This is a genomic window from Streptomyces sp. B21-105 (genome assembly GCF_036898465.1).
Taxonomy (GTDB): domain Bacteria; phylum Actinomycetota; class Actinomycetes; order Streptomycetales; family Streptomycetaceae; genus Streptomyces.
Genome location: NZ_JARUMJ010000001.1, coordinates 1,629,632 through 1,642,665 on the forward strand (window position 1 = coordinate 1,629,632; position 13,034 = coordinate 1,642,665).

General features: G+C 67.4%; 11 protein-coding genes and 4 pseudogenes. 6 read left to right on the forward strand and 9 right to left on the reverse strand.

The window, feature by feature from the left end; translation table 11 throughout:
- Positions 1–77 precede the first annotated feature (77 nt).
- A pseudogene (locus tag QA802_RS07075) lies at positions 78–380 on the reverse strand (FAD-binding protein); the annotation flags it as partial.
- A gap of 264 nt (positions 381–644) precedes the next feature.
- Here QA802_RS07075 and QA802_RS07080 point away from each other — a divergent pair.
- Positions 645–1,646 carry a MarR family winged helix-turn-helix transcriptional regulator gene (locus QA802_RS07080; RefSeq protein ID WP_006378900.1) on the forward strand — a complete coding sequence of 334 codons (1,002 nt, stop codon included), beginning with the start codon at positions 645–647 and terminating at the stop codon, positions 1,644–1,646.
- On the opposite strand, the gene QA802_RS07085 is transcribed toward QA802_RS07080, so the two are convergent.
- The gene (locus QA802_RS07085; protein WP_006378921.1) at positions 1,633–1,929 is read right to left on the reverse strand and encodes an oxidoreductase C-terminal domain-containing protein; all 297 of its coding nucleotides are present in this window, start codon (positions 1,927–1,929) and stop codon (positions 1,633–1,635) included. The genes QA802_RS07080 and QA802_RS07085 overlap by 14 nt on opposite strands.
- Positions 1,930–2,632: 703 nt before the next feature.
- Entirely contained in the window at positions 2,633–2,758 is a 126-nt protein-coding gene (locus QA802_RS07090; protein WP_010354081.1) for a hypothetical protein, read from the reverse strand.
- 102 nt (positions 2,759–2,860) lie between these two features.
- On the opposite strand from QA802_RS07090, the gene QA802_RS07095 reads away from it, so the two are divergent.
- From QA802_RS07095 to QA802_RS07105, 3 genes are all read left to right on the forward strand, one after another.
- On the forward strand, positions 2,861–3,154 hold the full coding sequence (locus QA802_RS07095) for a hypothetical protein (RefSeq protein ID WP_037727451.1): 294 nt from the start codon (positions 2,861–2,863) through the stop codon (positions 3,152–3,154).
- A gap of 165 nt (positions 3,155–3,319) precedes the next feature.
- On the forward strand, positions 3,320–3,940 hold the full coding sequence (locus QA802_RS07100) for an enoyl-CoA hydratase/isomerase family protein (RefSeq protein WP_010354083.1): 621 nt from the start codon (positions 3,320–3,322) through the stop codon (positions 3,938–3,940).
- Positions 3,941–3,965: 25 nt separating this feature from the next.
- Complete coding sequence (locus QA802_RS07105; protein ID WP_223786221.1) at positions 3,966–4,376, forward strand: hydrolase; 411 nt, start codon at positions 3,966–3,968, stop codon at positions 4,374–4,376.
- A 97-nt stretch (positions 4,377–4,473) separates the two neighbouring features.
- Here the strand turns inward: QA802_RS07105 and QA802_RS07110 are convergent.
- Positions 4,474–5,349, reverse strand: a pseudogene (locus QA802_RS07110) (helix-turn-helix domain-containing protein); the annotation flags it as partial.
- 455 nt (positions 5,350–5,804) lie between these two features.
- On the opposite strand from QA802_RS07110, the gene QA802_RS07115 reads away from it, so the two are divergent.
- Positions 5,805–6,995, forward strand: a complete 1,191-nt coding sequence (locus QA802_RS07115) for an IS110 family RNA-guided transposase (RefSeq protein ID WP_006378715.1) — start codon at positions 5,805–5,807, stop codon at positions 6,993–6,995.
- Positions 6,996–7,043: 48 nt separating this feature from the next.
- Here QA802_RS07115 and QA802_RS07120 read toward each other — a convergent pair whose 3' ends face one another.
- The 3 genes from QA802_RS07120 to QA802_RS07130 all read right to left on the reverse strand — a co-directional run bounded on the left by QA802_RS07120 (position 7,044) and on the right by QA802_RS07130 (position 9,652).
- Positions 7,044–7,481 carry a VOC family protein gene (locus QA802_RS07120; RefSeq protein WP_010361140.1) on the reverse strand — a complete coding sequence of 146 codons (438 nt, stop codon included), beginning with the start codon at positions 7,479–7,481 and terminating at the stop codon, positions 7,044–7,046.
- Positions 7,482–7,565: 84 nt separating this feature from the next.
- Positions 7,566–8,861: an ISAs1-like element IS1629 family transposase gene (locus tag QA802_RS07125; RefSeq protein ID WP_334518943.1), complete on the reverse strand. Its 1,296-nt coding sequence runs from the start codon at positions 8,859–8,861 to the stop codon at positions 7,566–7,568.
- Between the two features lie 476 nt (positions 8,862–9,337).
- Complete coding sequence (locus QA802_RS07130; protein ID WP_223786220.1) at positions 9,338–9,652, reverse strand: hypothetical protein; 315 nt, start codon at positions 9,650–9,652, stop codon at positions 9,338–9,340.
- Positions 9,653–10,262: 610 nt separating this feature from the next.
- Here QA802_RS07130 and QA802_RS07135 point away from each other — a divergent pair.
- Positions 10,263–11,500, forward strand: a pseudogene (locus QA802_RS07135) (IS256 family transposase).
- Positions 11,501–11,724: 224 nt separating this feature from the next.
- On the opposite strand, the gene QA802_RS07140 reads toward QA802_RS07135, so the two are convergent.
- Together QA802_RS07140 and QA802_RS41475 are read right to left on the reverse strand one after the other, a co-directional pair.
- Positions 11,725–12,495, reverse strand: a complete 771-nt coding sequence (locus QA802_RS07140; protein WP_006379225.1) for a recombinase family protein — start codon at positions 12,493–12,495, stop codon at positions 11,725–11,727.
- 134 nt (positions 12,496–12,629) lie between these two features.
- A pseudogene (locus QA802_RS41475) lies at positions 12,630–12,968 on the reverse strand (zinc finger domain-containing protein); the annotation flags it as partial.
- Positions 12,969–13,034 lie beyond the last annotated feature (66 nt).

Genomic DNA, 13,034 nt, shown 5'->3' on the forward strand with positions numbered 1-13,034 from the left:
AGGTTACGCGCTTCGTAGCCCGTGAACCACAGACCGAGCGGCATGGGGACGTCCAGCGCTAGCAACTTCCGCTCCTCGTCCCCCAGTTTGCGGACGTCGATCGGACGCGGCTGGATGGTCCTGCCCGCCGCCCTGCCGCCGGGCAGCTCAGGGTGATAGTCGGAGTAACCGGGACACCAGGAGAACTCCATGTGCCGACTGACGCGATGCAGCATCTCGAGCACCTCGAGCCCGCAGTCGACGTAGGCGTCGATCCGATCGGCCGCGACGCGGTCGCCGACGACAGCCCGCAGATAGTGCCGCACGTCCTCGACATCGTCCGTCTGCCCCTCCTTGCGCGGGGTGGGATTGTTGGGGATCCAGATCCCTCCGCCGGACATCGCGGTCGAGCCGCCGATCCCGGCCGCCTTCTCGACCACGAGCGACGTGAGCCCGAAGGTGTTGGGCCGTGATGGCCCCGACCATTCCGCCGGCCCCGCTGCCGCCGATCAGTACGTCGACCTCGTGGTTCCAAATGGTCCCGTCAGTGCTGGGCACCGCTGCCGACTCTCTGCCACCCGCATGGATGTGCAATGCTTGATAGATGTCCCGTATCTCGGCATACGGGCTGCCGTTCATGGAGTGGTGGGGGAAGGGGAGTCCGCGTGGACCGGGTGCCCGAGGAGCTCGCGCTGGAGAGGGCGACGCTCAGACTCATCAACACGGTCGCCTTCATGTCCGGTACGCGGGCGCACAGCCGCGGGTTGCGAGCGGTGACCGGAACCGAACTGTCGCCCTCCGACCTGCGCTTCATCGAGCTCCTCGGCAGCCGTGGCGCGGTGCCGACCAGCACGGTGGCACGCGAGCTCGGCATCGATCTCGGCCAGACGAGCCGACAGGCGGCCCAGCTCGAGGCTGCCGGACACCTCGTACGCAGCACGGATCCTGCGGATCGCCGCCGGACCCTGTTGGAACTGTCGGAGCCGGCCGCGGCGACGCTCGACCGGTGGCTGCTCGCATGGAGCCGCGACTACCTGGTGGCGGAACCCCGGTGGTCCGCTGACGGCATCGCGGCGCTCGCCGAATGGTTCACGCTCGTGTATGACCGGCTGGTGACGGCGCTGCCCGACAGCCCCCGGTCCGCGGCCGCTGACCGCTGGACGGAGCTTGCGGGTGACGACTACGACGCCGGAACCCGCGCCTTCTTCCGCCCAGTCATCGGAATCGTCACCTGGGTCGGCCAGTCCAGCGGGTTCAACGATCTGCTGGAACTCATCGACGCGCCCGTACGGCAGACCGGGCTGTTCGCCCTCCAAGTGATCCAACGCAGCGGCCCTCTCCCCGTCGCAGAGGTCGCGGCCCGGCTCGCGATCGACCCTTCGCAGGCGAGCAAGCGCCTGCGCCAGCTCACCCAACTGCGGCTGGTGGACCGCGCGGTGGACGGGTTCGACCGCCGCAGCACACTGGTCCGCATCTCGCGCAAGGGGGCGGCGCTGCTCACGCGCGTGCTCGAAGTCCAGCTGACGGTATTCCAGAAGCTGATCGACGACCTCAGCTCCGAGGACCGACAGCGCTGGACGCCCTTGGTCGAGTCGTATGTCACCACGCTGCTCGACGCTCGGGGCTCGACCGGCCCGTCCGGAGGAGATCTGTTCAGCCGGAACTGACCGCATTCGCGGTCACCGCCTTGATGAGCGTCTTCAGCGATACGTCCGGATCCATGAGATCGGAAGCCGCGATCTCCGTTCCGGAGGCCAGCGCCTTCTTCAAGGCCATGAAGTCGGCGGTCGCGTTGACGGCCTCGACAGCCGCCAGTCGCCCGTCCCGGTAGTAGCCGACGAGGCATCTGTCGCGATCGCCGAATTGGCGTGTGACAGCAGTGTCGTCGCTCGCACGCAGTCCGACGATCCGGATGCGCAGGCTGCCCTGATCCGACCAGAACCACGGCACGCACGTGTACGGACGACGCTCGCCGAGGATCGTGGCGGCCGCGGCATCGGGCCGGGCCCTGCGCGGCGAGTTCCACCACGCGCACGCCCGCCAGCGGTCCGCTTCCGGTCGCCATCAGAACCCCTCGGGAGCGGTGCCGACGACGCCCTGCTCCACCAGGCCGGCGTACGCCTCCTCGGTCAGCCCCAGTTCACCGATCAGCACCTCGCGATTGTGTTCGCCCAGGGTCGACGGGCGCCGAGTGAGCCAGGCGGGCCGGCCTCGGTGGCGGAACGGGAGAGTCGGCAACGGAACCGTGCCGGCATAAGGCAGTTCGGCCGTTTCGTACGCGCCTCGTCCTGCGAGGTGAGGGTGCTCGTGCACCCACCGACTGTCGATGGACACGGCGGCGGGGACACCGGCCGCGAGGAGCAGACCGACGACTCATCGGCCTCACGCTCCGCGACCCAGGCGCCGATTCGGGCCTCCACCTCGTCCGCAGCCTGCCGGCCGTCACGGTCGGCTAGGGTTGGATCGGTGCGCCAGTACGTCGCCCGGCTTCCATGCCCGTCTCGACGGCCGCACCTGGCGGGTCGACGGCGCGATGTCGCACGATACGCGCGTGGCGCCGGGCGAGCGCCTGGCGCACCGAAGGGTCGTCCAGGACATACGAGCCATCAGGCGCCTTGGTCTCGGCGGCCCACGCCCGCACACTCGCGAGGATCTACTCGAAGGGCGCCGTGGCCACCACGGCGACGCGTTCGGTGTTGAGCTGACCGGTGATCATGGCCCAGCCGTTGTTCTCCCCACCGATGCAGTTCTCCACCGGCACCCGGACGTTGCGGAGCACTTTCTCCTTAGGGGAACAGGTCTTACTGTGTGGGACACATAACCGCTTCGCTGTTCGCAGGACACCTGCCAACAGCGCAGATGCGGGAGAACTAACGGCTTCATGACAAGCAAATTCCTGATGAGCGGCCGCCTGGAACTCACCGCAGCGGGCGCCCCGGTGACGCCGCTTCATGTCGTTCCGCTCGACGGCATGGACTGGGACGACCCCTTGCTCCCGCCTCGCGTAGCTCCTGCTCCGCTGCTCGTGGGCGTTGCCACCGCGCCGCTCCCACCCGAAGCGGTGCCGGTCGTCGAGCAGCTCACGGTCACCCTCGGCGGCGGACTCGCCCCGTACTGCGCGGGGACTGCTTCGGATGTCGACGCCGTCCGTGCCACGGTCGCCGGCGCTCCGTAGGCTGCGCTGACGCTGGACGAAACGCTCCGAGCGACGCCCAAGGCGACGGTCGCCGAAGGACTGCTCATCGAGTCCCTCTCATACTCGATACTGCTCGGCGCCAGGGAGTTCGCGGCTTGGCGATCGCGCTCCAAGCCGCGCCCCACGGCGGCCTGTGCGGATCCGGTGCTCCTCGACCGGGACGACGGCACGCTACGGATCACTCTCAACAAGCCCAAACGGCATAACGCGTTCGGCCACGCCGTGCGCGACGGGCTGCTCGAAGGGCTGGAGTTAGCGCTCCTCGATCGAAGCGTGGAACACGTTGTGGTGAGTGGCGCAGGCCCGTCGTTCTGCAGCGGTGGCGACCTGGACGAATTCGGCACGGCGCCGGACATGGCGACCGCTCACCTCCTCAGGCTGCACCGCTCCGCCGCGCGTCATGTCGCCGCTCTCGGCGACCGAATCCGCTTCGAGGTGCACGGTGCCCGCGTCGGCGCGGGCGTCGAAGTACCGTCCTTCGCACCCCGCGTGACGGCGGCAGACGACGCGTACTTTCGGTTGCCCGAGCTGGAGATGGGCCTGATCCCGGGAGCCGGGGGCACGGTTGGCGTCACACGCAGGATCGGGCGGTGGCGGACGGCGTATCTCGCGTTGACCGGGCACGCCATCGATGCGACGCCGGCGCTGGACTGGGGACTGGGGGACGCACGTGCCGAGAGAGGGGATCCGCACCGGCGGAGCATGGAGGAACTCCCGTGCCGACACGGTCTTCCGCGACGTCGAGGTCGACGGCCGAAGGGTTGACGTCCACGTACGCGGTGCGACCGTCGTGGCGGTCGGTTATATCACCCCCGTCGCAGGGGCAGAGGTGGTCGAGGGTCATGGCGACGCTCTGCTGCCCGGGCTGCACGACCACCATCTGCATCTCCTCGCGATGGCGGCCGCCGCGTCCTCCGTCGACTGCGGTGTCCACGCGGGCGACCCTGACGGGCTGGCCGCCGCGCTGCGCTCGGCCCCCGGCACCTGGGTGCGCGCCGTCGGCTACCACGAGCGCACAGCGGGCCACCTCGACCGGCAGGGTGCTCGACGCATGGGTGCCCGACCGGCCGTGCGTGTCCAGCACCGCAGCGGGGCCCTGTGGATTCTCAACTCCCCTGCGCTGGCTCTCGTCCACCACATCCTGGACCACTCACCCGAAGTGGAACGCGATGCCGTCGGCCGCCCCACGGGCCGACTGTGACGCTACGAAGGCCCTGTTCTCGTATAGCTACGGCGAGGGGGCAAGTAGCTCAGTGTGATTTCAGGGCCTCTGCACGGAAGATTTCAAGTCCAGTGAGACGGTCGTACACCGGAGGGCCGGCGGCTTCTTGCATCCGCTTGGCTGCACTCCGCGCGTGCTTGATCCGGTCCTTCGCTTCAGCCTTGCGACCACCGCGCGCGGCAGAGACAGCAGCGCGCAGTTGCAATGTCCCCCAGGCCCGAACAGCCAGCGGGTCACCGCGGTCGTACTCTCGCTGCACGCTGCGAATCGCCTTGTCGGACAGGGCAACAGAGTCGTCCCAGTCTGCCGTTGCCCACATGTCCCACACGCGCATCCAGTCGGCGACGGCAGGCATCACCGGGTCGCCCGACAGCCGCGCAGACCAAGCAGCTCGTTCGCATGCCATGGCCACCAGCTCCGGGTGTCCAAGCGCGTGCGCGGCAGTGTGGGCGAACTTGCAGCACACCGCGTAGATGGCATACGCCTCTTCCTGCTCATGGCCCGTGGCGACTTCGGCCAGGGCGCGCGCCTCACGGAACAGGTCGGGGAGCACCTGCACGATCGCCACGTTCGCGGCAGCGTCGCGGAGGCGATGCAGGCGGGTGGTTTCCTGCCACAGCTGACCGGCTGTACGGGGCGTTCCGTCGAAGACGGGAGCGAGGTCGTAGCGGCGCAGCTCGCGCATGATCGCGGCGGCAGACACCTGCCACTGGTTCTCGGCCGGTGCGGTGTTGTTGTACGGACGCCCGATCAGGTCGTTCGGGTGTACATGCAGTTCCGAGGCGAGCAGGTTGAGCAGGCCGACGCGGTCGAGTTCGATGTGGCCGCGTTCCATCTTGGACACCCAACCCTGTGTTTTGCCCAGGGCGGCAGCGAGGTCGGCTTGCGTCATGCCAAGGCGGAGCCGTGCGCGACGTGCGCGACGGCCGATCTCTTCGGCTTCTTCCAGCATCAGCGCGCCCCCCTGGGGGTGAGGCGCCAGCGTTCGAGAGGGCGGCGAGGCATCGTGCTCCATCCATCAGGGCTTGTCCCCTTGACGGTACCGAGGTCGCTGGGCCGAGTGTGGAGTGCCCAGGGCAGGAGGTGACTACTTGTGGTGCCTGGGTCAGTCCAGCCCCGACGAACCGGCGGCTGGCTGCCATGGCTCCAGCCCAGCCTGCCGGGCTGCACTCAACAGTTCCCTACGTTGTCTGCGGGACAGGGCGAGCCCTTCGTATGGTTCTTCCACCCAGGGGCGTCGGGCGTGGCTTTCAAAGTTCTGCCGCTTGGGGCAACCAGCGATTGGCCACCCGACGCCCCACGACGACTCGGCTGCCAATTAGGAATTGCGAATGATCGCTCCGTAGGGAATCGACAGCGAGGTCGTCCGTCGGGAGGCACCGAGCACACCCACCGCACGGAGGCACCATGGCCGCGATCTGGGCCGGCATCGACGCAGGCAAAACCCACCACCACTGCGTCGCGATCAACGAGAGCGGCCACCGGCTGCTGTCCCGGCGCGTCGCCAATGACGAGCCCGAACTCCTAGAACTCCTCACCGACGTCCTAGCCCTTGGCGACGAGGTGACCTGGGGCATCGACCTGGCCGACGGCGGAGCCGCCCTGGCCATCACAGTCCTCTTCAACCACGACCAGCAGGTCCACTACATCTCCGGCCGCGCCATCCACCGCGCCTCCGAGAGCTACCGCGGCGAAGGCAAGACCGACGCCAAGGACGCCGCCGTCATCGCCGACCAGGTCCGCATCCGCCGCGACCTGAACCCCTTACGCACCGGCGACGAGACCGTCACCGACCTCAAGATCCTCACAGGTCGCCGTATAGACCTGGTCGCCGACCGCACCCGCATCGTCAACCGGCTCCGGGCCCAGCTGCCCGGCATCTTCCCCGGCCTGGAACGGGTCCTGGACCTCACCAACAAGGGCCCGCTGACCCTGCTGACCGGCTACCAGACCCCCGCGGCCATCCGCAGACTTGGCGCCAAGCGCCTGGAGACCTGGCTGCGGAACCGCAAGGTCCTCCGAGCCGACCAGCTCGCCGAGGCCGCGGTCGAAGCCGCCGAACGCCAGCACACCAGCCTGCCCGGCGAGAAGCTGACCGCCCAGATGGTGCACACCCTGGCGAAGGAGGTGATGGCCCTCAACGAGCAGGTCGCCGAGCTCGGAAAGCTCATCGAGGCCCGATTTCGCGATCACCGACACTTCGAGGTGATCACCAGCATGCCCGGCCTCGGCATCATCCTCGGTGCCGAGTTCCTGGCCGCCACCGGCGGTGACATGGCCGTCTTCGGAACCCCCGACCGCCTCGCCGCCTTCGGCGGCGTCGCCCCGGTCCCGCGCGACTCCGGCAAGATCAGCGGCAACCTGCGGCGCCCGCAACGCTACAACCGCCGGCTCCAGCGCGTGCTCTACACCTCCGCGCTGATCAGCATTCGGCGGTCCGAGGCATCCCGGCGGTTCTACGACCGCAAACGCGCCGAGGGCAAGCGCCATACCCAGGCCGTCCTTGCCCTCGCACGCCGCCGCGTCAACGTCCTCTGGGCCCTCCTCCGCGACGGACGGCGCTACGAGCCCGCTCCGCCGACAAGGGCTGCCGCATAGGAAGGGACGCGACACGCTGCGCGCGGCCAATTGGCCTGACCGACCCCGTCAGACCAGGCAAAACTCGTTACCTTCCGGGTCTGCCATCACCACGTGATCCGGCCTGCCCTGCAACTCGTCCTCGCGGACCACGGTCGCGCCCGCAGTGGTCAACCGCTGCACCGCCTCGACCACGCGCGGCCAGCGCACCTCCCACGGGGTTTCACGGCCGCCACCAACTTGCACGTCGATATGCAGCCGGTTCTTCGCCACCTTCGGCTCCGGCACCTTCAGGAAGGACAAGGTGGGGCCCACGCCATCCGGATCTGACAGGTACGCCCCGTCATCCCACTCGTCCTCCGGAACCTCATGATGCGAGAACCACTCCTCCCAGCTCCCGAACCCTGCGGGCGCGGGCTTCTCCGCGTAGCCCAACGCCAGCGCCCAGAACGCGGCCAGTTTCCCCGGGTACGCACAGTCGATCGTCAAGCTCCACTTGGTCGCCATGAGCCCTCCCCAGTCGGATGAACGGACTGTACCCCGCACCTCCGACACCAGGGCCCCGGCGTTTGCCCGGGTCGTCCGGTTTGATCATGTGATGCCGTAGAGGCTGAGGACGAGGGTGCGTTCGGTGTGGGCTCGGCGGCCGGCGGCGGTGTTGACGTACCCGGCAAGCTTGAGCGCACCGCGGATCAGGTCGCGGACGGCGGCGAGGACTGAGGGCGTGTTGTGGGTCCTGACCTGGGACTTGTCCTCGTTGAAGGTCACATCCCGACACCAGTGGACGGTGTTCTCCACGGTCCAGTGCCCGCGAGCCCATGAAGCGATCTCGGCGGCACTCGCTTCCTCGGCGGGCAGGTCGGTGATGGCGTAGACGGTCTCGCTGGACCACTTCTTCGCTCCGTAGAGACGGCGTCTGCGCTGGATGCGCAGGACCTGGGCCGCGTGGGGAAAGAGCAGGCCGTTGACGGTGACGACCTGGACGAGACGCTGTTCGTGGCGGCCGTGGCCGCGGGCGTCGTCACGGTGGATGACGGGGATCTCCTTCCAGGGCAGGGCGTGGAGCTGACGGGCTTGGCCGCGCTGGTTGTTCTTGATGGTCAGCAGGTAGTGGGCGCCGCGTTCGTGCAGGTAGGTGGCGTGGTCGCGTTGGGCGTGGAGGGCGTCGGCGGTGACGACGGCCCCCTTGAGATCGGCGTCGTCGAGCTGGTCGAGCAGGGGTTGGAACTCGGGGATTTCGTTGGTCATCGCGCCGATCTCGCGGGAGGCGAGGGTGATGCCGTCGCCGTGCCGGACGGCGGAGAGCACGAAGACCCGGCTGCCGTCCGGGCGCTTCGCACTGCGCAGGCACTTGCCGTCCACCGCGATGGCCCGGCGCCGGGAGCGCACCGGTTCGGCGCGGGCGGCCGCCCGGTGGGCGCGGCGCTGTTCGCGTTCGATGCCGCCGTCGGGCATGAGCGGCTCGGGAGAGTGGGACACCGTGGACAGCAGGGGCCGCAGGTGGTCGTAGCCGGCCGCGCTGACCTCACCGGGATCGAGCCGCCCCAGAACGGTGCGCAAGGTCTTCTCGCTCGGGATCCGGTAGCGGCCGCGCAACGGATGGTAGGGCAGACCGAAAGCGGCCAGTTCCTCAGGCGTCGCACGTCGGCACCACTCCGCCGCCGCGGTGATGGAGTCATGGCCCGCCGGGGTCATCGCACAGACCACCAGGGCCAGCAGCGAGGAGACCCGGTAGCGCACCCCGCACGCCCCGCGAGGATCGGTGACCGACTCGAACTCGGCAACCAGGCCGCGGACTTGGTCTCGCGCGGCATCCGAGCCGAGGGCCTCCAGGCGGGGCGCCGGAGAGACGGGAACGACGGCAGGGGATGATGGAGGAACGAACACGGCACCTTCGTGGATCTTGCAGCGTAGAGAACTCCATGATCCACAGGTGCCGTGTTCATCTGCTTCCGAGGCCCGCCAGCATGATCAACCGGCCCAGGCCGGGGCGATCCGGGCAAACGCCGGGGCCCTGCCTCCGACACCTCCTGCCCGCTACCTCAGGCGTGCGCCACGGCTTGACGAACGGCATTAGGAATCGCCGACCGCAGCCCCCGTTTTTTGGGGCCCCGGCCACGTGCTGAGATCCAGGGCTTGCCGTCGGCCCTCACTCGTGTCGTGGTTCTGAGCGCGCCAATCCGGCATGACTCGGTTCGGTGGCAAAAAGACTAAGTTCAATTTCGAAACAATGAAATCCGGAGCTCACCCGAGACACCAGCCGGACTATAGATTTGCCCACCAAGAGCCACGGAAAGCGAAACGACCTGCCAACGGAGTCGGCAGGTCGTCACGAAGGATCGAGCTTCTTTAAGGCCAGTCAGCTACTTTCTCGTTATCCATATAGCAACCGACGACACCTGGTCATTCCACGGCAAATTGGGTATGCCTTGATCGAAATTGAAGCGCTGGGCATTGTTGGAGCTGCTCGCCCTGAACCGTGTTTCGTACTCTCCGAGCGGCACCTGCCCGCCATTGTCTCGATAAAATTGCTGATGAATCGTGACTGTTTCATTCGGGTGATTGGCGCGCGACATCACACTCCCGAGAATGCGAAAGGAGGACATGGTGTCGCTCTGGTCGCGGTACAGTTCATGGAGGTCAATTGTCGATACCGTCGGCCCGTCATCGAAATTCACTGACCATCTGCTACTCGAGCCACTACCTCCCGCACACTGGTAATTCGTGTCGCAATACCCCACAGCAGTGAAGGTGGAATTGGCGAACGCAGCGGAAGGATTTGCGACCACAACGCCCGACGCGGCGAGAATAGTCGCAAGGCTCGTAAGAACGCGACGCTTTGGCGAACTTGATTGAGTCTTTGGCGTCACTCCAGAGGTTCGCATGAGATCTCCAAGAGTGCGAATTTTCAGATTCACTACACGTCCTCTCTGCAGGCGAGGTGTTTTAAAAGGCGCTTTCAGGAAGAAGCATACCGGCCCAAGCACTGGTTGGCCCCCGTTACGTCCGGGGCTTCCGTTCGCGCTCATCTTCGCGCTGTCTCGGCGTGGGCACCTCGACCGAAAGGCCAGAAACCTGCAGACCTTGACCCGCAGTCTGGCCGAATGGCTGAGGCGATTGGCGATCTGAAGTGCTAGCAGTTCGCTCCCGCCGTGGTTGCGTCCATGGAGATGGTGTACGGGTTCGACCTGATCCGGGGGTTTGCTCCGGCGTCGGGATGAGGCCCGCATAGATGAACGGCCACCGGCTGATCTTCGAGGTGTCGAAGCCTCGAAGGAGATCAGCACGATGACCGCATCCGACAGTCTGCCCCTGCACGCCCTCGCCGAAGACAACCTCGCCGCGGCGAGTCCCGATCTGCTGCGCGCGATGGTCAAGACGTTCGCTGACGCGCTCATGTCCGCGGAGGCGGATGCCCTCTGCAATGCTGAATACGGGCAGGTCAGCGAAGAGAGAGTCAACCACCGGAACGGATATCGCCCGCGCGAGTGGGACACGAGGGCCGGCACCGTCGAACTCGCCATCCCCAAGCTCAGGAGCGGGAGTTACTTCCCGCACTGGCTGCTGGAGCGACGTCGCCGGGCCGAGCAGGCCCTCATCTCGGTGGTCGCCACCGCCTACCTGCTGGGCGTGTCCACCCGCCGTGTCGAGAAGCTCGCCGAGTCCCTCGGCGTCACCCAGCTGTCGAAGTCCCAGGTCAGCGCGATGGCGAAGCACCTGGACGAGCAGGTCGCCGCTTCCGCAACCGGCCCCTGGATCAGGGCCCTTACGCGTTCGTCTGGGTGGACGCGCTGACCCAGAAGGTCCGCGAGGGCGGCCGGATCATCAACGTCCACGCCTTGATCGCGGTCGGCGTCAACGCCGACGGGCACCGCGAGATCCTCGGCATCGATGTCGCCACCGCCGAGGACGGCGCCGGCTGGCTGGCCTTCCTGCGCTCGCTGATCGCCCGCGGCCTGTCCGGCGTCCAGCTGGTCATCTCCGACGCGCACGCCGGCCTGATCGACGCCATCGGCGCGGTCCTGCCCGGCGCGAGCTGGCAGCGATGCCGCACTCATTACGCCCGCAACCTGCTCAGCCAGGTCCCGAAATCGGCCCAGCCCTGGGTGGCCACGCTGCTGCGGACCGTCTTCGAACAACCCGACACCGACGCCGTGAAGGCCCAGATGCAGCACGTCCTGGACGCGCTGGAGGCCAAGTTTCCCAAGGCCGCAGCCCACTTGGACACCGCCCAGCACGACCTGCTGGCCTTCACCGCCTTCCCACGCGAGATCTGGCGGCAGATCTGGTCGAACAACCCGCAGGAACGGCTGAACAAGGAGATCCGCCGCCGCACCGACGTGGTCGGCATCTTCCCCGACCGCACCGCCGTCATCCGGCTCGTCGGCGCCGTGCTGGCCGAACAGAACGACGAGTGGACCGAGGCCCGCCGCTACATGGGACTCGACCTGCTGGCCAAAGCCTGCCTCCACCCGATCGAGTCAGAAACCCACGAGACCGACCTGCCCACCGAACTCACCGCATAGCCTCAAAAGGAGATCACCGAGTGGCCGTCAATACACCACTCCAGCGGACGTGACCCCCGCCGTGGTCGCCAGTCAGGGGCATTGCGTGAACGAGATCTGTCTGGGCGCGGCGATGTAGGTCTGGCGTCCGGCTGTCCTGGCGGAAGACGCTGATGGCGAGGTTGCGCAGGGAGGCCATGGCGCGGGGCAGCTTGCCGATTTCTCACACACACCGAGGGACCCTGCTATCCAGGCAGGGCCCCTCGAAGCAGCTCAGTCACCCAATTCGATACCCAAACTGTCCGCGAGTTCGCGGAGGTCTTCAACCGAGATCTGGGGGGCTTTCGCCGCTTGCCGAGATGCCCAACGCTCCAAAATTTCGTCCATGGCGGCTCTGACCTGCACTTTCTCCAAGTGTCTTGACTCAAGTATCTGACGGAAGGCTTGTGTCCCTTGCGCTTGCCGGTGGGGATGAACAGGTCGGGCTGGATCTGCCCGACGGACTCGCCGCCGGCCCGGCGCCGGAGCACGGTGTGCAGCATGTCGTCGGTCATCGCCGGGGGCCGGCCGCCGTGCTTGCCCTTGCGGGCCGCGGTGTCCAGGCCCTCCAACGTGGACTCGCGGATGTTCTCTCGCTCGGTCTCCGCCATCGCCGCGAAGTACGCGAACAGCAGCTTGCCCGGGCCAGTGGGGTCGTAGATGCCGGGCAGGGGTCCGGCGAGCATCTCCAGGACCAGGCCGTGGGCGGTGAGGTGGTCGGTGAGCGCGGTGAGTTCGGCGGCGTCGCGGCCGAGGCGCTTCATCTCGTACACGGTGAAGATGACCCGGCAGTGCGGGGCGTGCGCCTTGACCTCCCGCGCGGTTCGCAGCGCCTTCTCGAACCGGGGCCGGACCCGCACCCGGGTGCTGATCTTCTCGCTGAAGATCTTGCCCCTCGGGATGCCGTGCTTGCTGAGCGCGTCGAGCTGGGAGTTGAGCGTCGAGCATCGCGCGTTAGCCGATGTGGATGTCCGCACTCGGCAGGTCCGGGTCGATCGGCGCCGGTGGCGGGGTGCCGGGCCGCCACGGCCGACCCCGGCCCACGGTCGGCCGGGGTCGGCACCCGCAGCGCCTTCTTCAGCCGGGGCACCTTCGTGAAGCGGCGGGTGTGGTAGGCGGAGGCGACCGCGCCGCCGCGCGAGCGGCACGGGGAACCGGGCTGGGCGACGCACTTCGGACAGGCGTGCTGTTCGGCGTCGTCGGCGTCCGACCGGTCGGTTGAGGAAGGAAGCCGAGGGTCCGTCACGGGCCCGGATCTTCGCACAATGCAAGTCTCAGAAGGAGGCCCGTCCTGCTTCTTAGTGAGAACGGGTTCTGCGAACGAACCCGGGATCGGCGGGGGTCCGGCGGCCCGCGATTGATCTTGCTCGCGCAAAGGACTGTTCATGAGAGAGCTCTGGATGAGACGGGCAGGCCGGAGATGCCGGCGCCTTCGGAGCGGCCTTGCCATCCACTCCGCCCCGCAATAACATTACGACAGTAAGCCATACGATCGAAATTCAATGTGTAAGGAGTC

Bases quoted from the DNA above. Each gene is read 5' to 3' on its own strand.
- QA802_RS07095 (WP_037727451.1), top strand. From the start codon at position 2,861: ATGACAAGCAAATTCCTGATGAGCGGCCGCCTGGAACTCACCGCAGCG.
- QA802_RS07115 (WP_006378715.1), top strand. From the start codon at position 5,805: ATGGCCGCGATCTGGGCCGGCATCGACGCAGGCAAAACCCACCACCAC.
- QA802_RS07120 (WP_010361140.1), bottom strand. From the start codon at position 7,481: ATGGCGACCAAGTGGAGCTTGACGATCGACTGTGCGTACCCGGGGAAA.